The sequence below is a fragment of the Pseudomonas sp. genome, from assembly GCF_048265905.1.
Taxonomy (GTDB): Bacteria; Pseudomonadota; Gammaproteobacteria; order Pseudomonadales; family Pseudomonadaceae; genus Aquipseudomonas.
Map to the genome: position 1 here is coordinate 32,632 of NZ_JBLXAP010000006.1, position 25,922 is coordinate 58,553.

25 protein-coding genes, 1 pseudogene and 2 riboswitches are annotated in these 25,922 nt (G+C 56.0%); of the genes and pseudogenes, 15 read left to right on the top strand and 11 right to left on the bottom strand.

The window, feature by feature from the left end; genetic code table 11:
* Positions 1 to 85: 85 nt before the first annotated feature.
* The 4 genes from ACN0UH_RS10210 to ACN0UH_RS10225 form a co-directional block, all read right to left on the bottom strand.
* Positions 86 to 622 carry a DUF3299 domain-containing protein gene (locus tag ACN0UH_RS10210; protein ID WP_417661938.1) on the bottom strand — a complete coding sequence of 179 codons (537 nt, stop codon included), beginning with the start codon at positions 620 to 622 and terminating at the stop codon, positions 86 to 88.
* Positions 619 to 1,884, bottom strand: a complete 1,266-nt coding sequence (locus tag ACN0UH_RS10215) for an ABC transporter permease (RefSeq protein WP_417661939.1) — start codon at positions 1,882 to 1,884, stop codon at positions 619 to 621. Before ACN0UH_RS10215 ends, ACN0UH_RS10210 begins: the two co-directional genes overlap by 4 nt.
* 1 nt (position 1,885) lies before the next feature.
* A complete protein-coding gene (locus ACN0UH_RS10220; protein ID WP_417661940.1) occupies positions 1,886 to 2,596 on the bottom strand; it encodes an ABC transporter ATP-binding protein in 711 nt (236 codons plus the stop codon).
* A 173-nt stretch (positions 2,597 to 2,769) separates the two neighbouring features.
* Positions 2,770 to 3,351 (bottom strand): DUF2796 domain-containing protein, encoded by a 582-nt coding sequence (locus tag ACN0UH_RS10225; protein WP_417661941.1) that lies wholly within the window; start codon positions 3,349 to 3,351, stop codon positions 2,770 to 2,772.
* 127 nt (positions 3,352 to 3,478) lie between these two features.
* Here ACN0UH_RS10225 and ACN0UH_RS10230 point away from each other — a divergent pair, with 127 nt between their 5' ends.
* Positions 3,479 to 3,823 carry a hypothetical protein gene (locus ACN0UH_RS10230; RefSeq protein ID WP_417661942.1) on the top strand — a complete coding sequence of 115 codons (345 nt, stop codon included), beginning with the start codon at positions 3,479 to 3,481 and terminating at the stop codon, positions 3,821 to 3,823.
* A 78-nt stretch (positions 3,824 to 3,901) separates the two neighbouring features.
* Here the strand turns inward: ACN0UH_RS10230 and ACN0UH_RS10235 are convergent, their stop codons facing one another.
* The 4 genes from ACN0UH_RS10235 to ACN0UH_RS10250 all read right to left on the bottom strand — a co-directional run bounded on the left by ACN0UH_RS10235 (position 3,902) and on the right by ACN0UH_RS10250 (position 6,643).
* Entirely contained in the window at positions 3,902 to 4,342 is a 441-nt protein-coding gene (locus ACN0UH_RS10235) for a DUF417 family protein (protein WP_417661943.1), read from the bottom strand.
* A 233-nt stretch (positions 4,343 to 4,575) separates the two neighbouring features.
* On the bottom strand, positions 4,576 to 5,448 hold the full coding sequence (gene trxA / locus ACN0UH_RS10240; protein WP_417661944.1) for a thioredoxin: 873 nt from the start codon (positions 5,446 to 5,448) through the stop codon (positions 4,576 to 4,578).
* 86 nt (positions 5,449 to 5,534) lie between these two features.
* The gene (locus tag ACN0UH_RS10245) at positions 5,535 to 6,212 is read right to left on the bottom strand and encodes a class I SAM-dependent methyltransferase (protein WP_417661945.1); all 678 of its coding nucleotides are present in this window, start codon (positions 6,210 to 6,212) and stop codon (positions 5,535 to 5,537) included.
* Positions 6,209 to 6,643, bottom strand: coding sequence for a hypothetical protein (locus ACN0UH_RS10250; RefSeq protein WP_417661946.1), 435 nt, complete (start codon positions 6,641 to 6,643; stop codon positions 6,209 to 6,211). Before ACN0UH_RS10250 ends, ACN0UH_RS10245 begins: the two co-directional genes overlap by 4 nt.
* Positions 6,644 to 6,769: 126 nt before the next feature.
* Between ACN0UH_RS10250 and nrdR the strand changes: the two genes are divergently transcribed.
* The 14 genes and pseudogenes from nrdR (at position 6,770) to ACN0UH_RS10320 (ending at position 18,237) form a co-directional block, all read left to right on the top strand.
* Positions 6,770 to 7,234, top strand: a complete 465-nt coding sequence (nrdR, locus tag ACN0UH_RS10255) for a transcriptional regulator NrdR (RefSeq protein WP_010487069.1) — start codon at positions 6,770 to 6,772, stop codon at positions 7,232 to 7,234.
* A 2-nt stretch (positions 7,235 to 7,236) separates the two neighbouring features.
* Positions 7,237 to 8,373, top strand: a complete 1,137-nt coding sequence (gene ribD, locus ACN0UH_RS10260; RefSeq protein ID WP_417661947.1) for a bifunctional diaminohydroxyphosphoribosylaminopyrimidine deaminase/5-amino-6-(5-phosphoribosylamino)uracil reductase RibD — start codon at positions 7,237 to 7,239, stop codon at positions 8,371 to 8,373.
* 114 nt (positions 8,374 to 8,487) lie between these two features.
* A riboswitch (FMN riboswitch) is annotated at positions 8,488 to 8,697 on the top strand.
* 280 nt (positions 8,698 to 8,977) lie between these two features.
* Complete coding sequence (locus ACN0UH_RS10265; protein WP_087515562.1) at positions 8,978 to 9,640, top strand: riboflavin synthase; 663 nt, start codon at positions 8,978 to 8,980, stop codon at positions 9,638 to 9,640.
* A 10-nt stretch (positions 9,641 to 9,650) separates the two neighbouring features.
* Positions 9,651 to 10,745, top strand: coding sequence for a bifunctional 3,4-dihydroxy-2-butanone-4-phosphate synthase/GTP cyclohydrolase II (gene ribBA, locus ACN0UH_RS10270; RefSeq protein WP_417661948.1), 1,095 nt, complete (start codon positions 9,651 to 9,653; stop codon positions 10,743 to 10,745).
* Positions 10,746 to 10,797: 52 nt separating this feature from the next.
* Positions 10,798 to 11,274, top strand: a complete 477-nt coding sequence (ribE, locus tag ACN0UH_RS10275; RefSeq protein ID WP_087515564.1) for a 6,7-dimethyl-8-ribityllumazine synthase — start codon at positions 10,798 to 10,800, stop codon at positions 11,272 to 11,274.
* On the top strand, positions 11,271 to 11,771 hold the full coding sequence (gene nusB / locus ACN0UH_RS10280; RefSeq protein ID WP_417661949.1) for a transcription antitermination factor NusB: 501 nt from the start codon (positions 11,271 to 11,273) through the stop codon (positions 11,769 to 11,771). The genes ribE and nusB overlap by 4 nt, the downstream gene beginning before the upstream one ends.
* 75 nt (positions 11,772 to 11,846) lie before the next feature.
* Positions 11,847 to 12,809 (top strand): thiamine-phosphate kinase, encoded by a 963-nt coding sequence (thiL, locus tag ACN0UH_RS10285; RefSeq protein WP_417661950.1) that lies wholly within the window; start codon positions 11,847 to 11,849, stop codon positions 12,807 to 12,809.
* Positions 12,810 to 12,818: 9 nt separating this feature from the next.
* Positions 12,819 to 13,105, top strand: a pseudogene (locus tag ACN0UH_RS10290) (phosphatidylglycerophosphatase A).
* Positions 13,106 to 13,242: 137 nt separating this feature from the next.
* A complete protein-coding gene (locus tag ACN0UH_RS10295) occupies positions 13,243 to 13,971 on the top strand; it encodes a substrate-binding periplasmic protein (protein ID WP_417661951.1) in 729 nt (242 codons plus the stop codon).
* A 25-nt stretch (positions 13,972 to 13,996) separates the two neighbouring features.
* Positions 13,997 to 14,635, top strand: coding sequence for a retropepsin-like aspartic protease family protein (locus ACN0UH_RS10300; RefSeq protein WP_417661952.1), 639 nt, complete (start codon positions 13,997 to 13,999; stop codon positions 14,633 to 14,635).
* A gap of 151 nt (positions 14,636 to 14,786) precedes the next feature.
* A complete protein-coding gene (gene ribA / locus ACN0UH_RS10305; RefSeq protein WP_417661953.1) occupies positions 14,787 to 15,407 on the top strand; it encodes a GTP cyclohydrolase II in 621 nt (206 codons plus the stop codon).
* Positions 15,404 to 15,820 (top strand): MFS transporter, encoded by a 417-nt coding sequence (locus ACN0UH_RS10310; protein WP_417661954.1) that lies wholly within the window; start codon positions 15,404 to 15,406, stop codon positions 15,818 to 15,820. The genes ribA and ACN0UH_RS10310 overlap by 4 nt, the downstream gene beginning before the upstream one ends.
* The gene (locus ACN0UH_RS10315; RefSeq protein WP_417661955.1) at positions 15,820 to 16,623 is read left to right on the top strand and encodes a cobalamin-binding protein; all 804 of its coding nucleotides are present in this window, start codon (positions 15,820 to 15,822) and stop codon (positions 16,621 to 16,623) included. Before ACN0UH_RS10310 ends, ACN0UH_RS10315 begins: the two co-directional genes overlap by 1 nt.
* Before the next feature lie 240 nt (positions 16,624 to 16,863).
* Positions 16,864 to 18,237 (top strand): APC family permease, encoded by a 1,374-nt coding sequence (locus ACN0UH_RS10320; RefSeq protein WP_417661956.1) that lies wholly within the window; start codon positions 16,864 to 16,866, stop codon positions 18,235 to 18,237.
* 66 nt (positions 18,238 to 18,303) lie between these two features.
* Here ACN0UH_RS10320 and ACN0UH_RS10325 read toward each other — a convergent pair whose 3' ends face one another.
* The 3 genes from ACN0UH_RS10325 to ACN0UH_RS10335 all read right to left on the bottom strand — a co-directional run bounded on the left by ACN0UH_RS10325 (position 18,304) and on the right by ACN0UH_RS10335 (position 25,895).
* Positions 18,304 to 20,226 (bottom strand): TonB-dependent receptor domain-containing protein, encoded by a 1,923-nt coding sequence (locus tag ACN0UH_RS10325; RefSeq protein ID WP_417661957.1) that lies wholly within the window; start codon positions 20,224 to 20,226, stop codon positions 18,304 to 18,306.
* 95 nt (positions 20,227 to 20,321) lie between these two features.
* A riboswitch (cobalamin riboswitch) is annotated at positions 20,322 to 20,538 on the bottom strand.
* 30 nt (positions 20,539 to 20,568) lie between these two features.
* On the bottom strand, positions 20,569 to 22,473 hold the full coding sequence (gene dxs / locus ACN0UH_RS10330) for a 1-deoxy-D-xylulose-5-phosphate synthase (RefSeq protein ID WP_417661958.1): 1,905 nt from the start codon (positions 22,471 to 22,473) through the stop codon (positions 20,569 to 20,571).
* 137 nt (positions 22,474 to 22,610) lie between these two features.
* Positions 22,611 to 25,895, bottom strand: a complete 3,285-nt coding sequence (locus tag ACN0UH_RS10335; protein WP_417661959.1) for a carboxyl transferase domain-containing protein — start codon at positions 25,893 to 25,895, stop codon at positions 22,611 to 22,613.
* Positions 25,896 to 25,922 lie beyond the last annotated feature (27 nt).

The following is a 25,922-nucleotide window of genomic DNA, read 5'->3' on the forward strand; positions in this document are numbered from 1 at the left end:
TTTGCTCATGTTTGAGCATTTCGGCACTGGATCACGGCGGACAAGCCTCGCGTTGTCCGCCTTGCGGAAGTGATTGAGTGTGCGGTTACTCGCCTTCCGGCAATTCGTATGGATAGATCTTCTGCGCACTCATCTGGTAGCCAGCGTCTGCCAGTTCGCTGGTGCTTTGTTCAACCTTGAGCGGCCCTTCGACCCAGAAGGGTTGGTATAAGGTATCAAGCTTGACCCCAAGCTCAGTGGTGATATGCACAATCTGGTTGGACGGTGGTGGCGGCACATGGATGCATGCGCCAAAGTACGGCACCAACAAGAACTCGGTCACCCGACCTTCATCCGTCGCATCCAGCGGCACTATATAGCCCGGCAACTTCACCGCGACACCATTCAGACTTTTGACCACGGGCGCCGCTGGCGATAGCTGCTTCATGCTCGGGCCAGTCTCCGACAAGGTGTCACCCAGCTGCGACAGGTCATGCATGGGCGCCATTTGCTGAACAACGGGTGGCGCGTTCGGCGGGATCAGCTCTGACCAGGTCAGCTCGCGAGGCTCTGCTGCCCACAGCGAGGTGGAAATGGCCAGAATTAGGGCGCCAAGGGCGGTGCGCTGCATGGTTAACCTCATAAGCGAATTGAAAGACCGTCAGCCAGAGACTGTCGGTATGCACGCCATGCAGGTACACAACCCATCAGCAATGCAGCGCCAAGGATACCGCCGAGCAGCATCCACTCATAGCCACTGGGCGCATTGAGTGGCAAATAGAGGCCGTAGTTACCTTGTACATAGCTTTGCACCGCGGCGATGCTCACATACAACAGCAACAAGCCAAGCAACACGCCAGCCAAGGCCAGGCTAAAGGCTTCGAATATCAACAGGCTGGCTATGTGCCAAGGGCGCGCACCGACCGAACGCAGAATAGCCATTTCGCGGCGACGTTCATTGAGGCTGGTCAGAATCGCAGTGAGCATGCCGATCAAACCGGTGATCACCACAAACAGCGAAACCACAAACAAGGCTTTCTCAGCGGTGCCCATTAAGCCCCAAAGCTCTTGCAAGGCAACCCCGGGCAGAATTGCCAGCAAGGGTTCACCGCGAAACTCATTGATATCGCGCTGCAAGCTGAAGGTGGCGATTTTGCTTTTCAGGCCGAGCAGTACAGCGGTTATCGCCGTTGGCTGTAGATGCATGTTGCGCACTTGATCTGCGCTGATTTTATCTGCGCCTCGTGCTGGCATGCCGTTTTTCCAGTCAACATGCAGTGCTTCCATCCCAGCCAGTGAGATATGCAGCGTGCGGTCGACCGGGGTGCCGGTGCGTTTGAGAATACCGACCACGTGAAAGGGTTTGTCGTCGTGCTTGACCAGACTGATGGTGGCAACGCCGTGGGCCAGAACCAGCTCATCGCCAAGTTTGTAATGCAGGGCGTCGGCGACCTCAGCGCCGAGTACGACCTCAAATGGGTCATCAGCAAATTCGCGGCCCTGGCTCAGCTCCAAGGGTTGTTGGCGAGCGTAGCGGTAATGCTCGAAGTAATCAGTGTTAGTGCCCATCACCCGGTAGCCACGGTGCGAGTCACCCAACGAAATCGGGATCGCCCACTTAACCCGCGGGTTCTGCGCCAGTTGCTCAAAGCTGTCCCAGCGAATGTTGTTCGTCGCATTGCCGATGCGGAACACCGAGTACAACAATAAGTTGATTGAGCCGGAGCGGGCGCCGACGATCAAGTCGGTACCGCTGATGGTATTGGCAAAGCTGGCGCGTGCTTCGGTGCGCACACGTTCAACGGCGAGTAACAGGCAGACCGACAAGGCGATGGCGAAAACAGTGAGCAGGGCAGTGAAACGGCGGTTGCTTAGGCTGGCCAGTGCCAGACGAAATAAATACACCTCAAATCTCCTGCGGCTGGGTGGCGCGGTTAAGTTCGGCAAGCGACAGGTTACGATCAAACAGCGGTGCCAGGCTCTGGTCGTGACTGACAAACAGCAGGCTGGCACCGGCTTCGCGGCATTCGGCAAATAGCAGTTGCAAGAAGGCTTCACGCGCATCGGCATCGAGCGCCGAAGTAGGTTCATCGGCGATGACCAGTTCCGGCTGGCCGATCAGGGCGCGAGCGGCTGCAACTCTTTGTTGCTGGCCAATCGACAGCGAGTCCGCACGGCGATCGAGTAGTTTGGGGTCGGTCAAGCCCAGATGGGCAAGCAAGCTTGAAGCGGCTTTGGCAACGCTGCCATGTCGATGACGGGCGCGATTGTTGCGGATGTCTGAGAAATGACAAGGCAGCTCGACGTTTTCACGCACCGATAAAAACGGCAGAAGATTGAATTGCTGAAAAATGTAGCCGGTATGATTGACCCGAAAGCGATCTCGCGCCCCAGATGACAATGCACTCAGGTCTTGGTCGAGCAGTTTAATCTGGCCTCGGTCAGGTTTTTGCACGCCGCCAAGCAAGCCCAGCAAGGTGGTTTTGCCACTGCCGCTCGGGCCTTTGAGAAACAAGGTCTCGCCGCGTTGCAGGGTAAAGCTGGGAATATCAAGCAGCTCAGGTTGGCCGGGCCATGCATAGCCGAGGTCGGTGAGGCTAATCAGTGCTGAAGTCATGAATGCAACGGCCCGGTTGCCCGGGCCGGTCTATATTGGAATGAACAAATTTGGAGTCCCTGTTGAACGCCGCGATTGGCCGTGAGCCTACTGGTTTTCGACCTGTAAACGAAGCAATTGTTATCCACGGCCTACACTTGTCGGGACCTCTGCGCAGAGTTCAGCAGCTGGCTTTAAAACTTGGCCGAGCTCTGCTCAGGAGTGAGTTCCGCACCTTGCTGACCATTTGGGCCGATCAGTTGTAGCTGGATTTTATGCGTAGCAGGGAACTGCTTGAACAGTTGCGCCAGATCAAGTTGTTGCAGAGCTTGTGGCTGCTTGCAGTTAAAACTGTAATGCGCGTGAATTTCACTGTGCTCGTGCTCGTGCTCGTGCTCGTCGGCTTCGTGCTTATGATCATGCTCGGCATGGCCACCTGAAAACAGCGGGCTTTCCAGTTCGCTGCTGCTGACACTGCACTCGCCAGTATTGAGGCTAAATAGTGCCAGAGGCTTTTCTAGTTGGCTGCGGGCTTGGCTGATGGCGGCTTTGTCTGCATCAGAGCTTGGCGCGTGTTCGAAGCCAACCAAGTTCATGGCTGGGCTTTCCAGCTCGAGCTCAAGGGTATTGCCATCAAGCGCGACATTGAGTTGGGCAACACCGTGTTCGTGGGCGCCAAGACTGGCATGTTCAGCGTGGTCATGGTCGTGTGCCTCTTCAGCCATTGCTGCAAATGGAAGAAGGGCGAAAGGCAGTGCTAGCAGTACGCGACGCATTGTTGAGCTCCGGGTGGATGGCGAAATAAGTTGTAATGTTATAACGAATTAAACCATGAATTGCTAGAGCGAGTTGTCACCGTGTACCTCGACGTGGGAGCATCTCGCTCAGTGCACTGGAGGCAAAATGGTACGCATACGCGGCAAGATCGGCGATTGGCCGGTAGATCTGACAGTTGAGCTCGATGCTCAGGACTGGGCGCATTTGGCCGCTAACCTGCCAGTAAATATGGCGCCGGTAAGTGCGTCACCGATGCCGCAAGAAGCGCCAAAAACAGACGCGTTGTGGCAAACCACGCTGTCTTTATTGGCTAAGGCCGGAAGTATTGAGGGGCCGTTGCTGATGGAGCAGCTTACGGGGCTGGCTGGCGGGGAGTTGGCTGCAAAACAGTTGCTGGTGCGGTTGCGACATTGCGCACAGGTGCGGGTTGAAAGCGGTGCCGATGCGCCGGTCTATCACTGGTTAGGTTAAGTCACCGCTAGAGCGTTGTACTTTATTCCAAAGGCCTGCCAGCACACTTGGTATGGGGCTGGCTGGCAGGTTGGTTTGTCACTGCTTGATCGCTGTCAAAGAGTCACCGACTACCGAAATCGAAACGCCGAGCAATACCCAATCCTTGATCAAAAAGGCGCCGAATAGCGAAGGGAAGATGCTGTCTTCGTTCAGAATCCCAGGTGTTGAGAACAAAAAGGTCAGGGTTGTCAAAAACAAACCTATGCCAAGTAGGCCGCCAAGTAGAGAGGCTTTTTTGCTGAATGGATAGAGCGCCAGAAGCAAAGCGGTAAACAGCTCGCCAACGCCGATTACATTTGATACGCCTTGAACATTGCCAAAGTTATACATCCAGGCAAAAAAAGGCGAATGCTTAAGTAGTTCGCTGACGGACATGGCTTCTTCGGCCTCGAATTTAAAAAAGCCATTCCACACCACAACGAACACTGTGCCGTACAGCGCTACATAAAATCCAAATCTTGAAAGATTATTAGTCATAACTACCCAAGGTCCCTGCAAAGGTGAGAGGCGCTGTAAGACTGGATCTAAGCGAGCCAGCTTACAGCTGTACAGAGTGATTGAGTTTCAATGTTATGGAAAATTACAGTGGGGCTTGAGAAAAATATTGCTTGTTTGGCAAGGTATAACGTGGGGCCAAGGTTGAAAACCTACCCATGACGGGAGTGTGCTCCGCCACAACGGCTGGGCGAAAAGCGTACCTCGGATCAAGATTAATAAATCGCTTGATAGAGTTTTCTACGGTATTGAGTGACCAGCGCGTGGTCGTTACCGAGCAACTCAAACACTTGCAGAAGGGTTTTGTGCGCCACACCGTCGGCATAGTTACGGTTGCGCACGAACAGCTTAAGCAGGGCATCCAGCGCGGGCTCGTATTGCTGGTTTGCAAGCTGCTGAATTGCAAGCTGATAAGCGGCTTCATCATCTTCAGGATTTTGCCCAAGACGGCTTTTCAGGTCTGCGACATCGGGCAGCTCTGCGGCTTGGCGTAAGAACGTAAGCTGTGCTTTAGCACCGCTCAGCGCCTGTTTGTGTTCGTCGCCGGTGACGGCATTAAGCACCGATTCAGCCTCAGTCAGTTCGCCGCGCTCAGCCAGGCAGCGAGCATACAGAATCAAGGCCGGAGCATTGCTGTTGTCTTCGCTGAGCAATTGCTTGAGTTGCGCCTCGGCAGCGTCGACTTGACCCTCGGCGAACAGCGCGCTGGCGCTGTCGAATAAATTCTCTTGTGCTGGTGCAGGTTCCGCAACATGAGGTTGCAGCATGGCGCGGATTTCCGACTCAAGCTTGGCACCGGCAAAGCCATCAACCGGCTGGCCATCTTTGAATAGCACCACGGTCGGCAGGCTGCGAATGCCAAAGCGGGCGACGATGTCTTGCTCGATGTCGCAGTTGACCTTGGCCAGCAGCAACTCACCTTGATAGCCCTCGGTAATCTGCGCGAGCAGTGGCATCAGCGCTTTACACGGCGCACACCATTCGGCCCAGAAGTCGACCAGCACGGGCTTATGAAACGAGTTTTCAACGACCAGTTGATCAAACTGTGCGGCGCCGGAAACATCAAAAATATAGGGGGTGTCGCTCATGGTCTGTCTCGCACAATCAAAAGGCTGATGAATAGGTTAATAAGGGCTGCTGGCTAGTTTAACAAGTGGCGGTTTGGAATGCGGTGTCAACTGCGCTGTGCGTGATACAGGCTGACTTGGCGAAACTCCATTGGCTCTGCCAAATCCGGCCAGGTGCAGGCCTGCATGATACCGAGCCGCTGGTAGAGCGGGTGCTGAAAGTCGCGCACTCGTGAGTCGGCGACCAGCGCCTGCTGGCCACGACTGAGGAATTGGTCCAGCAGCGGCAGATTGGCGCGATCGTAAAGGACGTCGGCCACAATGATCAGATCAAAACGATCCGCCTCGGCAAAGAAATCCGCTGAGTAATCCAGCCTTACATTATTCAATTCGGCGTTGGCTTTTGTAGCCGCCAAAGCCAGCGGGTCGAGGTCGCAGGCCACGACTTCGGCGGCGCCTGCTTTGGCGGCAGCAATGGCTGCAACTCCAGAGCCCGTGCCGAAATCGAGCACACGTTTATTACGAACCCATTCGGGGTTTTGTGCCAGCCAGCGCGCCAGGACCAAGCCGCTCGCCCAGCAGAAGCACCAGTAAGGCGGCTCGTCAAGAATGCGCTGAGTTTCCTCCGGGCTGAACTGGCGGTCCATATTATCTGCATCAATCAACCACAGTTTTATCTCGGTATCAGGCAGGCTTTGCACGCTCAATTGCCCATCGCCAAGTAGTTGGCTTAGTGCATCGAGCAGTTGCGCAGGCGGATTGGCCGCCGTACGAGTTGAACTCATGGTGCGGGTTGCATGCGGATGTCACCGAGCGTCTGGTTTTGCGCGGTGCGGATCAGCTGTGTAGGCATCTGTTGAATCAAGCGCCCTTGAAGGTTGGCTCGGCCGCGCAGCTCAACACGAATGCCGCGCTCAAATGTCTCTGGGTTGAATATCAGGCGAAACGGCAGGGTCGAGCCATTGCCGCGCAATTGGATGTTGCCCAGTAATTGGACTGGCAGACCATTACTGCCGATTACCAATAGTGCGATTTCGGCGGTGGCACCATCGGGCACACCGATCAGGTTGCCATTGATTTCGCGCATATGCGCCGGTGTGGCAGCTACGTCAGCGCTTTTGGCGATGGGTTGGGCAGCCACTGGCGTAGCAGGTTCGCTAGCGCAAGCGCTGAGCAGGCCCAAGAGGCCGAGTAAGGTCAAGTGGCGCAAATACATGCATGCTCCTTTTGTCGTGTATCCGTTCAATGGATGATTGCCCGCCTGTATAGCGCAAAGTTGGCGGCTTGTCTTGCTGCTGAGATACGCTACCATGGCGCCTTTCCGTCCAAGGCAGGCCATTATATGCACTGTCCATTCTGCGCCGCTAATGACACCAAAGTGATTGATTCACGATTGGTGGCCGAAGGTGAGCAAGTTCGTCGTCGTCGCGAGTGTTTAGCCTGCGGTGAGCGTTTTACTACCTTTGAAACTGCGGAACTGGTAATGCCGCGGTTGATCAAACAAGACGGTAGCCGCCAGCCTTTCGATGAAGAAAAGCTCCGCGCTGGCATGCTCCGCGCGCTGGAAAAGCGCCCGGTGAGCATCGAACGGGTGGAGGCGGCAATCGCTCATATCAAGCATCGCTTGCGCGCCACCGGTGAGCGTGAAGTGAAATCATTGGTGCTCGGTGAATTGGTCATGACCGAATTGCAGAAGCTTGATGAAGTTGCCTACATCCGCTTTGCTTCGGTGTACCGGCGTTTTCAAGACCTCAATGAGTTCCGTGAGGAAATTGACCGTTTATCTCGCGAACCTTCAAAGGATTAAGCATGACAGTTGATAACGCCTTTATGGCCCGTGCTTTGGAGTTGGCCCGTAAAGGATTGTACTCAACGCACCCTAATCCACGTGTTGGTTGCGTGCTTGTGCTTGATGGCAAGATTGTCGGTGAAGGCTGGCATGCCCGCGCGGGTGAACCGCACGCAGAAGTTCATGCATTACGCCAAGCAGGCACCCTGGCTAAAGGGGCTACCGCGTATGTGACGCTGGAACCATGCAGCCACCACGGGCGCACACCGCCGTGCGCCGAAGCATTGATTGATGCAGGCGTGGCGAGAGTTGTGGCGGCTATGCAAGATCCCAATCCGCAAGTTTCAGGCAGCGGTTTACTGCGATTGATGCAGGCTGGTATTGCGGTACAGAGCGGCGTGCTTGAAGCTGAGGCGCGCGCCCTGAATGCCGGCTTCATCAAGCGCATGGAGCAAGGCTTGCCATTCGTGCGGGTTAAACTGGCGATGAGCCTGGATGGACGCACGGCCATGGCCAGTGGTGAAAGCCAGTGGATTACCGGGCCCGCTGCGCGCTCGGCGGTTCAACGGTTGCGTGCCCGCTCAAGTGTGGTGCTCAGCGGCGCCGATACGGTATTGGCTGATGATGCTCGATTGACCGTACGTAACGATGAGCTTGGTTTGAGTGCGGAACTGTCCGCGTTAGCCGATACCCGTCCACCACTGCGCGTATTGATTGATGGTCGTTTGCGGGTGCCGCTTGACGCTACATTCTTTCAAGCGGGTGCGGCAATGGTCGCGACCTGCGCTGCAGCCACGGCTCGAGACCGCTATTTGAGCGATGGCCACGAGTTGCTGGCAGTGCCTGGAAGCAATGGCCATGTCGATTTGCGCAGGCTGCTGGTGGAGCTGGCCGCACGTGGCGCGAATGAAGTCTTGGTCGAGGCGGGGCCGCGCCTGGCGGGTGCATTTGCCCGGCAAGGGCTGGTTGATGAGTATCAGATATTTGTCGCCGCCAAGTTTCTCGGCTCCAGTGCGCGACCATTACTCGACTTGCCGCTTGGCCGGATGGCTGAGGCTCCGCAGCTTAAAATCGTTGATATTCGGGCAGTTGGTGATGATTGGCGAATCATTGCGGTGCCAGTTGTGCCTGTGCCGGAGCCGTCTAGCGCGCATTAATCGGCTATCCCAGCAGTTTCTGCAGCGCGAACCAAGGCCGATATCTGCACAGGTTTGCGGTGCGTCTGTGGCGCAAATATGGTAAAAAGCCACTCGCGAGAACCTAGGTGCTCGCAACGTTCTCAGGGCGGGGTGTAATTCCCCACCGGCGGTAATGATGCGCAATGCGTCTAGCCCGCGAGCGCTTGGTGCCCTTGTTAGGTCAATGGGTGGCAAGGTCAGCAGACCCGGTGTGATTCCGGGGCCGACGGTTACAGGCTTTTGCAAACACTGTTTATGCGGTGTTTTGCAGAGCTCTACAGTCCGGATAAAGAGAGAGCGGGTTTGTTTGAATGGTGCGTAGACAGCAGGCTGTCGCCAGTTGCGCAGGCTTTATCGATTTTACTCGCAATGTGCTTTGCCGAAGTGCAGCGCTCTTGCGGTCAGGTTGATATGCCAGGTGCGCTGAACGGTTTGGCTGACTAAGTACTAGCAAGCACCCTATCGATCGAAACGCCCTGTTTTTTATAAACAGGAGTTCGCAAATGCCACATTCTATTTACTCAGTCCAGACTGACCGCTTGATGGGTCAGTGCAGCGACGTGCTCGCAGACGTGGAGGCGCCATGTTCACAGGCATAATCGAGTCGATCGGCAATATTCGTGCGTTGACCCCGAAAGGCGGCGATGTACGGGTTTATGTTGAGACTGCCAAGCTGGATTTATCTGATGTCAAACTGGGCGACAGCATCGCCGTCAACGGTGTGTGCCTGACCGCAGTTGAGTTGCCTGGCGATGGTTTCTGGGCTGATGTCAGCCGCGAAACCCTGGCGCGCACCGGTTTTGTCGACCTCAAGCCGGGCAGCCGGGTCAATCTTGAAAAAGCCCTGACGCCGACCAGTCGCCTCGGTGGACATCTCGTCAGCGGTCATGTCGATGGCGTCGGTGAGATTGTCGGCCGTGAAGAAAACGCCCGCGCCGTGCAGTTCACTGTGCGTGCGCCGAACGAGTTGGCTAAATACATCGCCCACAAAGGCTCAATCACCGTTGATGGCACCAGCCTTACGGTGAACGCAGTCAACGGCGCAGAATTCGAGCTGACCATTGTTCCGCACACCCTGGCCGAGACCATCATGGTCGATTACCGCCCGGGACGTAAGGTCAACCTTGAGGTTGATTTACTGGCACGTTATCTGGAGCGCTTGCTGCTGGGTGATAAAGCTGCCGAGCCGAAGGCCTCGGGTCTTACCGAAGGTTTTTTAGCCGAACACGGCTATTTGAAGGGTTAAGGAAATCACCATGGCACTGAATAGTATTGAAGAGCTGGTTGAAGATATCCGCCAGGGCAAAATGGTCATCCTCATGGATGACGAAGATCGCGAGAACGAAGGTGACTTGATCATCGCCTCGGAGTGCGTCACCGCCGAGCACATCAATTTCATGGCACGCTTTGCCCGTGGCCTGATCTGCATGCCGATGACCCGCGAGCGTTGTGAGTTGCTCAAGTTGCCATTGATGGCGCCGCGCAATGGTTCAGGTTTTGGCACCAAGTTCACGGTCTCGATTGAGGCGGCGGAAGGCGTGACCACTGGTATTTCTGCGGCAGACCGCGCGCGCACAGTGCAAGCGGCTGCATCGAAAAGCGCCAAGGCCGACGACATTGTCAGCCCGGGCCATATTTTCCCGTTGATGGCTCAGCCGGGTGGTGTCTTGGCGCGTGCCGGTCACACTGAAGCTGCATGCGATCTGGCGCGTATGGGCGGCTTTGAGCCGAGCGGCGTTATCTGCGAAATCATGAACGATGACGGCACCATGTCGCGTCGTCCCGAGCTTGAAGAGTTTGCCGCGCAGCACGGGATCAAGATCGGCACCATTGCTGACCTTATTCACTACCGCCTGATTCACGAGCGCACGGTTGAGCGTGTCAGCGAACAACTGCTCGACAGCGAGTTAGGCAGCTTCAATCTGGTCACCTACCGTGACTCAGTTGAAGGTGATGTACACATGGCGCTGACGCTGGGCAAAATCTGTCCAGAGGAGCCGACATTGGTACGTGTGCATAACATGGACCCGCTACGCGACTTGTTCATGGTTAAGCAGGAAGGTCGCTGGAGTCTTCGTGCGGCCATGAGCGAGGTGGCGAAAGCTGGCAGCGGCGTGGTGTTGCTGTTGGGCAATCCGCTGACCGGTCCAGACTTGCTGGCGCACCTTGAGCGTCAACTCGGTGGTGACGGAAAAGCCTCTAGCCCGGCAACTTACAGCACGGTAGGTGCCGGTTCGCAGATACTTCGTGACCTCGGAGTGCGCAAGATGCGCCTGATGAGTTCACCGATGAAGTTCAATGCGATATCCGGATTTGATCTAGAGGTAGTAGAATATCTGCCCTCTGAATAATTCATTCATGGCCGCTAACGGCGGCCTGGCTCTTTAATAGATGAGATTGGCTATGACCCTGAAGACCATCGAAGGTACTTTTATTGCCCCCAAGGGCCGCTTTGCTCTGGTGGTTGGCCGCTTCAACAGCTTTGTTGTTGAAAGCCTGGTAAGTGGCGCTGTTGACGCCCTGGTTCGTCACGGCGTGAGCGAAAGCGACATTACAATCATCCGCGCGCCGGGTGCTTTTGAGATTCCATTGGTTGCGCAGAAAGTCGCTCAGCGTGGCGATTTCGACGCAATCATCGCCCTTGGCGCGGTTATTCGTGGCGGTACTCCGCATTTCGAATACGTGGCAGGCGAGTGCACCAAGGGCTTGGCTCAAGTCTCCATGGAGTTTGGCGTGCCGGTTGCATTTGGCGTGCTGACTGTAGATTCTATCGAACAAGCAATCGAGCGTTCCGGCACCAAAGCCGGGAACAAAGGCGCTGAAGCTGCTTTGTCCGCCCTGGAAATGGTTAGCCTGCTGGCGCAGTTGGAGGCCAAGTGAGCCAGAACGATAGTAATAGCCAATCGCCAAAGTCGGCGCCCGCGGCCAAGAAAGGCCCGAGCCCTAAAACCTTGGCGCGCCGTGAAGCGCGTACCTTGGCTATGCAGGCGCTGTACTCATGGCACGTAGCGGGCCAGGCGCTCAATGAAATCGAAGCGCAGTTCCGCGTTGATAACGATTTCACTGCAGTTGATGGCGCCTACTTTCACGAGATTCTGCATGGTGTCCCGCGCCAGAAGACTGAAATCGACAGTTCGTTCGAGCCGTTGCTTGACCGTCCACTGGATGAAATCGACCCGGTTGAGTTGGCTATCCTTCGTCTGTCGACGTATGAGCTGCGCAACCGTATCGATATCCCGTATCGCGTGGTGATCAACGAAGGTATTGAGTTGGCGAAAATTTTCGGTGCCACCGACGGCCATAAGTTCGTTAACGGTGTACTCGACAAGCTGGCGCCACGCCTGCGTGCTGATGAAGTTCGCGCCCACAAGCGCTAACCAATCAATGCTGTCATAGCCAAAAGCCGCCTGTCTTAGCGCGGCTTTTGCTTATCTGACCGGGTCTCAAAAGTCATGGGTGAGTTCGAACTAATTGGTCACTACTTCGCCTCGGCGGCTTGCGCCCAAGGTGGCGAAGGCGTGGCGTTGGGCATTGGTGACGACTGCGCCTTGCTTGAGGTGCCTGCCGACGAACAATTGGCCATCTCCACAGACACGTTGGTCGCTGGCGTACATTTTCCGCATGATCCTGATCCCTCTCTGCTGGCGCAGCGTGCGCTGGCGGTAACGGTCAGTGATTTGGCGGCAATGGGCGCAACCCCGATTGGTTTTACTCTGGCGTTAACCCTCGAATCTGCACATGCAGACTGGTTGCAGGCTTTTGCTCAAGGTCTCGATCAGATGGCGCGGGCCTGTTCAATAAGCTTGATCGGCGGAGATACCACCCGCGGCCCGCTGAGCCTGACATTGACGGTATTTGGGCGTACGCCAAAGAATCTGGCCCTGACACGCAGCGGTGCCCAAGTGGGGGACTTGCTCTGTGTTGGCGGCTGTTTGGGCGATGCCGCAGGTGCTTTGCCGTTGGTGCTCGGTCAGCGCAGTGACGATTCAGACGCAGCTAAAGCCTTATTGCAGCATTACTGGTCGCCGCAACCGCAGCTTTCGTTGGGGCAGGCATTGCGCGGTAACGCCACTGCTGCCTTGGATATTTCAGACGGATTGCTGGCTGACTGCGGACACATTGCTGCAGCATCGCGGGTCCGTTTACAGATTGAACTGGCTAAAGTGCCTGTATCTACAGCTTTGCAAACGTTTGCCGATGCTGAAACGGCGCGCAATTGTGCGCTGAGTGGCGGCGATGATTATGTGCTGGCATTCACCTTGCCTGCGGCGAAGCTAGCGCCTCTGCAAGCGCAAGGTTGGCCGGTGCATGTAATTGGTAGCGTGCAAGCCGGGCAGGGGGTTGAGCTGGTTGATGAGAGCGGGCAAAGGAGTCTTCAGACCAAGGCCGGCTATCAACACTTTGAGGGTGACTGACACGGAAAAATCCCGCATTCAGTGTGGAGTAATCCGTGGCACTTTATAGCCTTTGGTTTCGGTTCCGGGGCGTTACCCAAAGCGCCGGGCACGTGGGGCTCGATGGTTGCCGTGCCGTTTATCCCGCTTTGGCTGGTTCCTGAAGGTTGGGGCTGGTTGCTGCTAGGCTTTCTAATGTTTCGACGGTTCGACGGTTCGACATTTTCAAGCCGTGGCCGATCCGCTGGATTGATCGGCATGTGCATGGCGGTGTTGGAATCATGCTCGATGATGTGCTGGCCGGTGTATTCGCCTAGCTTGCGATGCAGTTGGTCGTTTGGGGTTGGGCCAGTGAATTCGCGTCCAACTTAGGTTTTTGAGTGGTGCTGGTTTGAGTGGATTGACGTGTTGCTTAAGCGTAATTGTGCTGCTCGCGAAGAGATTTGAAGGGCTTATGATCGCGCGGTATTTAGCGATATTTCTGCTGTGTTTGCTTGGCTCTGAGTTGGCTGCGCAACCGCCTGCAGCAAAAAATATTAATCTGGTCAGCGATGTCTGGGAGGAATACACCCAAGCGGATGGCAGCGGCTTGGCGTGGGATATCCTGCGTGCGGTTTACGAGCCTGTCGGGGTTAAGCTGAATATCCAGACCATGCCGTACACTCGCTCAATCGGCCTGGTTCAGCGTGGCGAGGCTGATGCCTGGGTTGGCTCATACCTCAATGAGGTTCAGCAGGGCGTGTTTTATCCGCACTGGTATTACGATGCCGACCAGATAACTGCGCTGAGTACACTCAATACGCCGGTGCCAACCATACAGACCATTAGCCAGTATCGATTGGTCTGGGTGCGTGGTTATGCCTATCAACAATATTTGCCAAATTTGACGCGCTTCCGCGAAGTTCAGCGGCGTAAGGGTATCCTTGAGATGCTGGATTTTGGTCGCGCAGACTTCTATATCGACGCGCGTACTGAGATTGAGCAGTTGCTCATGACCGCTGCCGACCCTGCGCACTACCGGATGACATCGCTAACCCGATTACCGATTTATCTAGGTTTTGCTGACAATCCGCGGGGGCATGAGCTGGCTAATTTGTTTGATCAGCGTATGCAGAAGCTGGTTAAAAATGGTTCGTTGAAGCCAATTTTTAAGCGCTGGAAACAACCATACCCATTTGACTGATAACAGGGACTGTTGGATGCCACACATGAAATTACTCTGTTTAAGTGTGCTTTTGACCTTAGCCGGGTCGGTTTGGGCCGCTGCGCAAATACAGGTGGTCGGATTATTTCCGGGTGCGGCGGTGTTGAATGTCGATGGCCAGCGCAAGCTGGTAAAAGTCGGACAGACCGGGCCGGGTGGAGTTCAGGTGATAAGTGCGGATGCGCGTGGAGCAGTTCTGCGGGTTGATGGAGTCGAGCGCAATTACAGCCTCACGCGAGATTACAGCCAAGGCATGACTGCGCCGCAGAAGCGCTCTTTCAGCATTGCCAAAGGTGAGAATGGACATTATTGGGTTGCCGGTTCGGTGAATGGCCATCCTATACAGTTTCTGGTCGATACCGGCGCCACTTCAGTCGCCTTGACCGGGGCTCAGGCTGACCAGTTAGGTATCGACTACCGGGCAACGGGTCGCGAAATTCGGGTCAGTACTGCAAATGGTGTGGCGCGAGGGTGGCGGATCAAGCTCAACAGCGTCAAGGTCGGCACCATAGAAGTGCGAGGTGTCGAGGGCACAGTGATGGATGTAGGCACCGGTGGCGAGGCGTTACTGGGTATGAGTTTCCTCGGGCGTGTGGGCTGGAAGGTCGATCAGGATGTGTTGGTGCTGGAGTCAAAGCATTGATTTCTATCCTCAGCCAGCGTGACTGACGTGACTGCTGGCTAAGTCGAGTTATTTGCTTTGATACTTATCATCAGTAATTCAAGCTGACCTGTGGCGATTCGCTGCTGTTACAATGCACGCCAATATCCCTGAATTACTGTAGGAGCACACGGTGCCAATCGTGTTCGTCGCCGCCTCCCAATTACCTACGCCGTTTGGCGTTTTTACCATGCATGGTTTTCTTGAACAAAGCACGGGTAAAGAGCATGTTGCGCTGACCTTTGGCGATGTTGCCAATGGTGCGCCAGTGTTGGGTCGTTTGCATTCTGAGTGCCTGACCGGTGATGCACTGTTCAGTTTGCGCTGCGATTGTGGTTTTCAGCTTGAAGCCGCGCTCCGCGCGATTGCGGCTGAAGGCCGTGGCGTGTTGCTGTACTTGCGTCAAGAAGGACGCGGTATTGGCTTGCTGAATAAAATCCGTGCCTATGAGTTGCAAGACGGTGGCGCCGATACTGTGGAAGCCAATGAGCGCTTGGGCTTTGGTGCCGATCAGCGCGACTACGCGATCTGCAAGCCGATGCTCGATCACTTGGGCATTACAGAGCTTAAGTTGATGACCAACAACCCGCGCAAGGTAAAAGCACTGGGCGACATGGGCATTAATGTGGCAACCCGGGTACCGCTGCAGATTGACCATAATCCGCACAACAAAAAGTACCTGGCAACCAAGGCCGGTAAGCTCGGGCACATGCTAGGCAGCATGCATCAGGCCGAGGTCGAGGAAAAAGTGTGAATCGACCTCAGGTACGTCGCCATCTTTCGATTCTATGGTGGTGGCAACTGATACTGGTTTTGGTGCCGGTCATCACTATCAATATTTTGTTCGAGTCCAGCCGCCAACCGGGCGTATTGGCGATGCCGTTTTTCATCGTCGGTATGTTGTCGATGTTTGTTAGTTTGCCGTTGTTCAACGCATACAAGCATGCAGTGATTGCTACGGGGAAGGCGCGTGATAGCGATGCCGAGCCTGCGGCTTGGCAGGAACTCGCCAAAACGCGGCGCAAAGCCTTTCTCGGTGCCAGCTTGCCTGCCTGGATCGCTGCGGTTGCAGTGTTCACCAGCCTTGAAGCGATACCATTGATCCTGCTGACGGTGTCGAGCATGGTCATTCTTTATCTCTACCGCATCCCTCGCCAGCTCGGTTGATGCACCGCCTGCTGCTGATTCTGCTGCTGGCAATTGGCTCATCTGCGCCAGTGTTAGCGGCAGAGCGTATTGTCAGCCTCGCGCCTTCGTTAACTGAAATCGTCATTGAACTTGGCGCCGCGCAGCAGTTGGTTGGTGTGCTCGATGGCGGTCCGCGACCTGAGGCTGTGGCTAATCTGCCTTCGGTTGGGCGCTACTCACAATTAGAGTTGGAAACCCTGCTAGCCCTGCAGCCGGATCTGATTCTGTTGTGGCCCGGTAGCATCAGCCGAGCTCAGCGTCAGCAGTTGCAAGACTTTGCTATTCCAATGCTTGTGGCTGAGCCACACACGCTAAATACGCTTGCCGATCAGTTTGCCGAAATAGGTAAACGTATTGGTCGGGCTAAACAGGGCCAGCAGTTGCAGGAGCAATTCCACAAGGGCCTAGCTGCGTTGCGCAGTCGTTACCACCGTGAACAACCGTTGTCGGTGTTTTATCAGGTCTGGGATAAACCGTTATACACCTTGGGCGGCCAGCAAATTATCAGCGATGCATTGCGTGTCTGCGGCGCTGAGAATGTCTTTGCTGACATAAGCCTGCCAGCACCGCAGGTCAGTATTGAAGCAGTGTTGCAGCGCAATCCTGAAGTCATTTTAGCGGGCAGCGGCGCACAACTTGAACCCTGGCAGCGCTGGCCAGACATCACTGCAGTCAAGCTCAAGCAGCTTTGGCAAGTGCCGGATAAAGGTCTGGAGCGCCCCAGCTTCCAAATGCTCCACGCCACCGAGCAACTCTGTCAGGTCTTGGCAAAGGCGCAATAGTCCTATTCAGGCTTTAGGCTTGCATACGAGTTCAGGTCTCAGTCTGATCATTTAGGTCGTGCGGGTTTTCTTGCATCTTTGCGTCGAAAGTCGTTAACGTGAGCGACGTGTGACACCCCTTGAAACAAGTATTTCGGCACTGGGTTGGCATGCGGTTTAGTGGCATAAGTTTGCAGGAGCGGTTGTCCGTACAGTCGTTTTCCTGAGGCTGCCTACAGGTTTTAGGCTCAAGGAGGAACCATGTCCAACGACTCAAAATTTGCTCGTGTATTGGGCACAACGGATGTAATCGCGCTGGCTTTCGGCGCAATGGTCGGCTGGGGCTGGGTTGTTCTCGCCGGGACCATGATCAGTAACGCCGGCACAGGCGGCACTATGCTGGCTTTTGCAATTGGCGGTACTGCAGTGATTATGATCGGTCTGGCCTATGCCGAATTGGCTGCTGCCATGCCGCAAAACGGCGGTGAACACGTTTACGCTCACCGTGCGTTAGGTGCAGGAGCCTCGTTCTTCTGCACCTGGGCGATCATTCTCGGGTATGTCTCGGTGGTGGCCTTTGAGGCGGTTGCCTTGCCCACAGTGCTTGAGGAGCTTATTCCCGGATACAAGGTCGGGTTGATGTATTCGGTCGCGGGATGGGAGGTTTACTTCACTTGGGCTTTGGTTGGCATTGCCGGTGCAATCGGTATGACATGGCTGAATATTCGTGGCGTGAAATCCAGCGCGCTGTTTCAAGCGGTGATCACGGTACTGATTATCGCGGTTGGCATCATGCTTATCACAGGTTCACTGTTTAACGGCTCAAGCGCCAACACCGAGCCGCTGTTTGTCGGCGGAATGGGTGGTGTGTTTTCAGTCATCATCATGACGCCGTTTTTGTTCGTCGGCTTTGACGTTATTCCGCAAGCTGCTGAAGAGATCGACCTGCCATTTCGCAAGATCGGCATCATTCTGATCGTTTCCGTCTTGATGGCTGTCGCCTGGTACATCTTGATCATGTACGCCACAGGTCGTGCATTGGATGCCCAAGCGCTGGCTGGCTCGAAACTGGCGACCGCAGATGCGGCGACAGCAGTGATGGGCGGTAGCTGGGCGGGTAAGCTATTGGTCCTTGCTGGCCTGGGCGGTATCTTGACCAGTTGGAATGCGTTTCTAATCGGCGGCTCGCGGGCAGTCTATGCAATGGCCGAAGCCAAGATGCTCCCGGCGTTCCTGGCCAAGTTGCATCCCACCTATAAAACACCGGTCAATGCGATTCTCCTGATTGGTGCGTTGTCGATCATCGCGCCATTGTTCGGGCGTCAGGCGCTGGTCTGGCTGGTTGATGCTGGCGGTCTGGGTATCGTTGTTGCCTATGCGATGGTGGCGCTTTCGTTCATTGTGTTGCGCAAGAATGAGCCTGATATGGAGCGTCCATTCCGTGCCGGGCGTGGCCCTTGGGTGGGCTATGTGGCGCTGGTGTTATCGCTTGGACTGGTGCTGCTTTATACGCCTGTCTCACCTTCGGCGTTGCTGCCTGTCGAGTGGGTGCTAGTCGGCGTTTGGACCGTTTTGGGCGCTGTGCTTTATGGCTACTCTCGCAAGACTTACGGAAGCGTTGAAATTAGCCATTGAGCAAAGGCGCTGAACGACACTAAAAAGACCGCATCGTGCGGTCTTTTTAGTGTCCAGCAGACGCCGTTACAGCTGCGGTGTCCAGGTCATCGAAACCAGTGCGGTACGCCCGGCTTCCTCATAGTGGAAGGGCACCTGGGCGAATGTATTGCTGTCGAATGCAGTGCCGTTGGCCTGGTAGTAATCGTGGTCGAGCAAGTTGTCCAGCTTCAGGTCAAAGCGCAGGTCGTTGGGCGCTTTCCAGCCTGCACGCAGGCCCAGCACACCATAGCCCGGTATCTCTTGGTCGTTCGCCAGGTCGTTGTAGCTATGGCTTGCAACCAGCCAGCCTGCGCCGATATTGAACTGACCGAAGCTGCGGTCCACATCCAGGGTAAAGGTGTTTTCTGGACGACGACTCAGGCGTTTGCCATCATTGCCGCTGCCACTGCTATTGCGTGCATCGACCAGGCTGTAGCCGAGGCTGGTCTGCCAGCCGAACAGTTGTTGCTTGAGCGCGATTTCAAGGCCGTGGATGGTCGCTTGGTCAATGTTCTCCGGGCGGAAGGCATCGATACTGTTTGATTGGTTACCGTCCAGCGCATTGTTGGTGACAATGGCGTCTTCAATGCGGGTGCGGTATGCCGATACTTCCAGCGAGCTGGTCGGCGACAAGCGAGAGCGCCACTGCAGCTCATAGCTACGAGCGGTCTCCGGCTGGAGGTCGGGATTGCTGTAGACCGTGCAGCCGAAGCCGGGGAAACAGTCGTCCGGGTAGTACAGGTCATTAAAGGTTGGTGCGCGAAATGACTCGCTATAAGAGGCGATCAAGTCGTTATCGTTGTTCAGGTGCCAGGTGAAGGCTGCGTTCCAGCTGTTCTCGTTGCCAAAGGCTTCGTTGTCATCGTTGCGTAGACCCAGCTCTGTGCCGAACTGGTCGTTGTCGTAGCGGTGCTGAATGAATACGGCTTTGTTCCAGCGAGAGTTTTCGTTGAATGGCGTCGAGCTATTCAGGCGATCTTCATACCAATCCAGCCCGAGCAACAATTGCTGGTGCTCCGCAAAGTTGACCGTATTGAGCCAGCTGGCTTGGTCGCGGTAGGTATTAAATACCGAGCCACCGTATGGGTCATGGGATTTTTGCCGGTTCTCGGTATGGCCCAATTCCAGGCGTGAAGTCCAGTTTTCGCTCAGTTGCGATTGCAGGTAAGCGCTGCCAGTGGATTCTTCAAAATCAGTGTCAGCGGCTTGGGCGGGCGACAAGCTGTAGTCGTATTCGCTTTGTCCGGTTTGGCGCAGCAGGTTGATCCCGGCTTCAAGGCTGTCGCTGAAGTTATGCGACAGGCTCAGGTTAAGGCCTTTATTGCGAAAGGCGCTGTCTTCACTGCCAATCAGGTTAGTGCGCTCAAATCCGTCGGTTTCATCCAGTGAGGCGCCCAGATCGAAGCGGGTTTGTTCATCACCTCCAGACAAGCCAAGACTGCGCTGCCAAGTCCCGTGAGTGCCGTAACCGACTTTAAGGCGAGGGTGCAGGCCTTCTTTACCGCTACGGGTGAATATCTGAATCACGCCACCAATTGCATCTGAGCCATACAGCGCCGAGCGACTGCCACGGACCACTTCGATACGCTCGATCTGATCAAGATTGAGTTGCTCAAGACTGGCGGTGCCGCTGGAGCTGCCGGCGATGCGCTGGCCGTTAACCAGGACCAGGCTTTGCGCAGTCGAGGTGCCGCGAATAAATATCCCGCTCAGTGAGCCGCTGCCACCGCTGCGCTGGACGCTGACGCCCGGGGTTCGGGCGAGTAAATCCAGAACGTCACCGGCTTGCAGGCGTTCGATGTCTTGGCGTTCAAATACAGTAATTGCAGCTGTGGCCTTGCTGATCGGCTCGGCCTGGCGGCCAGAGGTGATGACCAGTGGATTTGCTTGATAAGGCGCGGCCGATTCGGCGGCAGAGGCCAGACATGGAGCCAGGGCGAGCGCCAGAGAAACGCGGGAAAACTTCATTTAAAAACCTCAAAAGAGCAATGCTTTTGAGGAGGGCAGGAGCAAGTACTGGCAAACAGAGGCCTGCACTTGACGGTGATGCCCTCCGCAACACCTGTCAAAAATTGCAACGAGGCAGGTCTCCGGGCTGCCGACTGCGTTTTTCACCTTCCCGGGCAAGCCCAGTGGTTGTCGAAAAACACTGTGTTGCGCCTGAGCGCAGCACTGTCGGTTACCGTTGCGGGGGCAGCGCAGGCATTGTCATAGACGCACCTGCTTCCCTTTTCACGCTGAGCCTTGCGGCTGGCAGCGACCTCGGTCAATCACGTTAAAGCCGCTACCGAGTTTGCGGTAGCGGATTACTTATTTATTAATAACAGCCAAGCGCTGACGAATTGCATGTTCGATGCCGCTGGCATCAAGACCGCACTCGGCAAGCATTTGTGATGGTTTGGCGTGCTCGACGTATACGTCAGGCAGACCCAGGTGAAGTACCGGCTTGAGTATATTCTCGTGCGCCAGGAACTCGCTGACAGCACTGCCAGCACCACCCATGATACTGTTTTCTTCGACTGTCACCAGTAACTCATGGCTGGCGGCCAGCTGGCGGATCAACGCCTCATCAATCGGTTTTACGAAGCGCATGTCGACCACGGTCGCATCCAACTCTTCTGCAGCTTTCAGCGCTTCGCTCAACTGTACGCCGAACACCAGCACGGCAGTGCCGGTGCCTTCGCGGCGAACAACACCTTTACCGATTTCAAGCGGCTCGAGGCCCGCTTCAATCTGCGCGCCGGGGCCAGTGCCGCGTGGATAGCGCACTGCGGCTGGACCATTAAACAGGTGGCCGGTGGTGAGCATGCGGCGTAATTCGTTTTCATCACTCGGGGTCATCACCAGCATGCCGGGGATGCAGCGCAAGTAGGTGATATCGAAGCTGCCTGCGTGGGTCGGGCCGTCTTCACCGACCAAGCCCGCGCGGTCGATGGCAAACAATACGTCGAGATGCTGCACGGCCACGTCGTGGATCAGTTGGTCGTAGGCGCGTTGCAAGAAGGTCGAGTAGATCGCTACAACCGGTTTGCTGCCCTCACAAGCCATGCCTGCCGCGAGTGTGACTGCGTGTTGTTCGGCAATTGCAGTATCGAAGTAGCGATCAGGATATTGCTCGCTAAAGGCGACCAGATCAGAGCCTTCTTTCATTGCCGGAGTGATGCCAAGCAGGCGTGAGTCCTGCGCTGCCATGTCGCACAACCACTGGCCAAATACGCTGGAGTATTTGGGCCCTGATGATTTTTTGGCTGCGGTTGGCGTGGCAGACTGATTGACCGGTTCAAGCTTGGTAATGGCATGGTAGCCAATCGGGTCAGCCTCTGCCGGGGCGAAGCCTTTACCCTTTTTGGTAATCACATGCAGGAACTGCGGGCCTTCAAGGTCGCGCATGTTACGCAGCGTGGCCAGCATTGTTGGCAAGTCATGGCCATCAATCGGGCCGATGTAGTTCCAGCCCAGCTCTTCAAACAGCGTGCCCGGAACCAGCATGCCTTTGGCATGCTCTTCAGTTTTGCGGGCGATTTCCCAAGCACCGGGAAGACGCGAAAGGACTTTCTTGCTGCCTTCGCGCATGCTCGCATAGGTGCGGCTGGAAAGAATTTTCGCCAGATAATTCGACAGCCCGCCCACATTGCGCGAGATCGACATGTCATTGTCGTTGAGCACCACCAGCATGTTGGCTTGAAGATCGGAGGCGTGGTTCAGCGCCTCGAAAGCCATGCCTGCGGTCAGTGCGCCATCGCCGATGACCGCAACACTTTTACGGTCGCTGTTCTGCAACTTCGCGGCTACCGCCATGCCTAGCGCAGCGCTGATGGAGGTGCTTGAGTGGCCTACGCCGAAGGTGTCGTACTCGCTTTCACTGCGTCTCGGGAATGCAGCTATGCCTTCCTTTTGCCGCAGTGTGCCCATGCGTTCGCGGCGACCGGTAAGAATCTTGTGTGGGTACGCTTGATGGCCAACATCCCAGACCAAGCGGTCGTCCGGGGTATCAAACACGTAATGCAAGGCAATTGTCAGCTCGACTACACCCAGGCCCGCGCCGAAGTGACCGCCGGTCTGGCCAACGGTGTACAGCAGGTATTGGCGCAATTCGTCGGCCAGGGTTTCCAGCTCGGCTTCGCCCAAACGGCGCAGCTCGGTCGGCGTGTTCGCACGGTCAAGCAAGGGCGTCAGCGGTCGTTCGCGGGGAATCTCGTGGAAAGTCGTCGGCATCAGGCGAATCGTTATAAATATAAAGATGCGCCAGTTTACCCGAAGCCTCGGGCCGACCCAAACAAGAAGTGGCCAATTACCCCTTGTTCACCTTGCATATGCAGGCATTTTCTTTGCTGATCAGCCCGCGCTCGGCTTCACCATGTATCGATAAAGCCACGCTTTTGAGTCTTTTCATTCTCTGTGGCAGGGGTTGCGTTTAGCCCGCGGGTCAACCATTCGCGAGTTTGTATGGGGTCAATCACCGCGTCGATTTCAAGGAAGCTGGCCATATTGATCGCTTTGCCATTCTCATATGCCTTGGCCACCAATTTGTCGAACAGTTGCTGGCGCGCTTGATCGGACTCAGCCGCCGCCAGCTCTTTGGCGAAACCTAACCGAACGGCCCCTTCGAGGCCCATGGCGCCGAACTCAGCGCTGGGCCAAGCGACCGTAAACATCGGTGAGTGGAAGCTTCCAGCGGCCATCGCTTGTGCGCCCAGGCCGTAACCTTTGCGCAGAACGATGGTGAAGAACGGCACGTTCAGATTGGCGGCGGCAACAAACATGCGCGATACATGGCGCACAGTGGCTTGTTGCTCTGCTTGCGGGCCGACCATGAATCCGGGCGTGTCACACAGCGATATCAGTGGGATATCAAACGCATTGCACAGCTGCATAAAGCGCGCGGCCTTATCGCCACAGGCTGCGTCAATGGCGCCACCGAGGTGCGCCGGGTTGTTGGCAAGCAAGCCAAATGGCTGTCCTTCGATACGAATAAAGGCGGTGATCATGCCCGGCGCGAATTCGCGGCGCAGCTCCAGTACCGAGTCTTGATCTGCCAAGGTTTCGATCACTTGGCGGATGCCGTATACCCGCAGCCGGTTTTCAGGAATCAAATGACGCAGCAGGCGTTGGTCAGCACATTGCCAAGTGGTTAGCGCGCCTTGGAAATAACCAAGGTATTGCTTGGCGACTCTGACCGCCTCGGCTTCATCTTCGACCAATATATCAATCACCCCGTTCGGGCTTTGTACGCAGGTTGGACCGACTTGATCCGCGCTATAGCTGCCCAGCCCGCCGCCCTCAATCATTGCCGGGCCAGCCATGCCGATGCTGGCGTTGCTGGTGGCGATAATCACATCACAGCAACCCAGTAGCGCGGCGTTACCCGCAAAGCAACGCCCAGACACCACACCAACCAGCGGTACCAAGCCAGACAGCTTGGCCATGCCGACAAAGGTGTGACAGTCGAGACCGGCGACACCGACGAAGTCTGTATCGCCGGGCCGACCGCCACCGCCTTCGGCAAACAGCACCAAGGGCAAGCGCCATTGCTCAGCCAATTGCAGCATACGGTCAGTCTTTTTGTGATTCATTACGCCTTGGGTGCCGGCAAATACGGTGTAGTCGTAGGCGATGGCCATGCAACGCGCGGCTTTCTTGCCAAACTGCTCAGCGTTGATGGTGCCAGTGCCTGCAACCAAGCCGTCGGCCGGGCTTTGTGAAATCAGTTCATCGAGCGAGCGTCGGCGCCGCTGTGCAGCAATCGCCAGCGCGCCGTATTCGCTAAAGCTGCCTTCATCAAGCAGGTCTGCAAGATTTTCGCGGGTGGTGCGTTGTTCGGTCTTGCGTCGTTTGGCCACTGCTTGCGGGCGTCTTTCATCGCGGGTGATCGCATGGCGCTCAAGTACCTCGCTGAGGTCGGCGCGGATACTGTCCAGATCAATAAGTTCTTCGTTGAGCAATTGCTCACTGGCAACGTCCGCAGGTTCGACATACAACAGTGCTGCGCCTTGGTTGACGATGCTGCCGGCTTCTACCGCGAAGCTATGCACAATGCCACTGTGCTCGGCCTTAACCTCAAGCTCCATCTTCATGGCCTCCAGCACGGCGATGGTTTGGCCCTTTGCAATGCTCGCGCCTGCGCTGACTTCGAGGCTGATAATCACTCCGCTGCTCGGCGCACTAAGCGTCTCGCAACCGGCTGGGGCTTGCGTGGCGACAGCCGGATGGTCTGATGAGCGGGTGCTGTGATTGAAATACAGGTGCGGATGCGGGGTGGTCTGCGCATTGAGCAGTGTGCCCAGTTGGCTTTCCACAAAACGCGTGTTGACTTGATTGTGCACAACTTCTGGCAGCTTTACTAAGGCTTGCAGCAAGCTAATCGAGTTGCTCACGCCTTCGATATTGAACTCGCACAGTGCGCGATAGGCTTTACGCAGAGCACTAGGGTAATCAGGTGCATGCACAATCAGCTTGGCAAGCAAGGAGTCGTAACTGGGGCTGGCGCTGTAGCCGGAATAACCGTAGCCATCCACTCGCAAGCCAGGGCCGCTGGGTGGTTGATAGACGCTTAATGTGCCTGTGGCCGGTTGGGTGACGCCATCGCTGTCGATGGTTTCCAGGTTGATTCGCAGTTGCACGGCGCAGCCATTAATTGGCGGTGGCTGGAGCAGATTGAGGTCCGCCAGCGAGTAACCCATGGCCAGTTTGATTTGGCTTTGCAGCAGGTCAACCCCGGTGATTTGCTCGGTTATGGTGTGTTCGACCTGAATCCGTGGGTTGGCCTCCATAAAGTAAAACTGTTGAGGATGGTCGTTATCGAGCAGGAACTCGAAGGTGCCAATGCCCTGATAGTTGACGCTGCTGGCAAGCTTTAGCGCAGCATCAATCATGTGTTGGCGAGTGGCTGGCGGCAGGTCTGGGCTTGGCGCTATCTCGATGATTTTTTGCTGGCGTCGCTGCAGGCTGCAATCGCGCTCCCACAGATGGCTGACCGCGCCGCTGCCATCCCCGAGCAATTGGATTTCGATGTGCCGGGCGTTACTCACCAACTGCTCGATGTACAGCGCGCCGTTGCCAAAGGCGCTTTGAGCTTCGCTCTGGCAGCGCTTGAATGCCTCAGGCAAATCCGCAGGCTTGAATACCGCCCGCATGCCGCGTCCGCCACCACCGGCCAGCGCCTTGAGCATCACTGCCGAAGTGCCGCCTAGGCTGTGCATAAAGTCCTGCGCTTGTTGCAGGTCTATTGGTTGATTAACGCCACGTACCAGCGGCACATCACAGCGCTCAGCCAGCGCACGGGCTTGAGCCTTATCGCCAAACAATTGAAGGACTTCAGGGCTTGGGCCGATAAAGCTAATGCCTGCCGCTGCACATTGGCGGGCAAGTTCGGGGTTTTCTGCAAGAAAGCCATAACCGGGATGGATGGCGTCGCAGCCTTGTTCCAGCGCGATAGCAATGAGTTGGCTGATGTCCAGATACGCTGCAACCCCACGGCCCTTGAGGGCAACTGCGTGATCCGCTGTGCGTACATGCAGGGACGTTGCGTCATCCTCTGCATAGATAGCAACGCTGCGCAGATTCATATCGGCAGCGGCGCGGGCGATGCGAATGGCAATTTCACCACGGTTAGCGATCAGCAAAGCTGAAAAGGGCATAGCGACGGCTCCGGAATTCTTATTCTG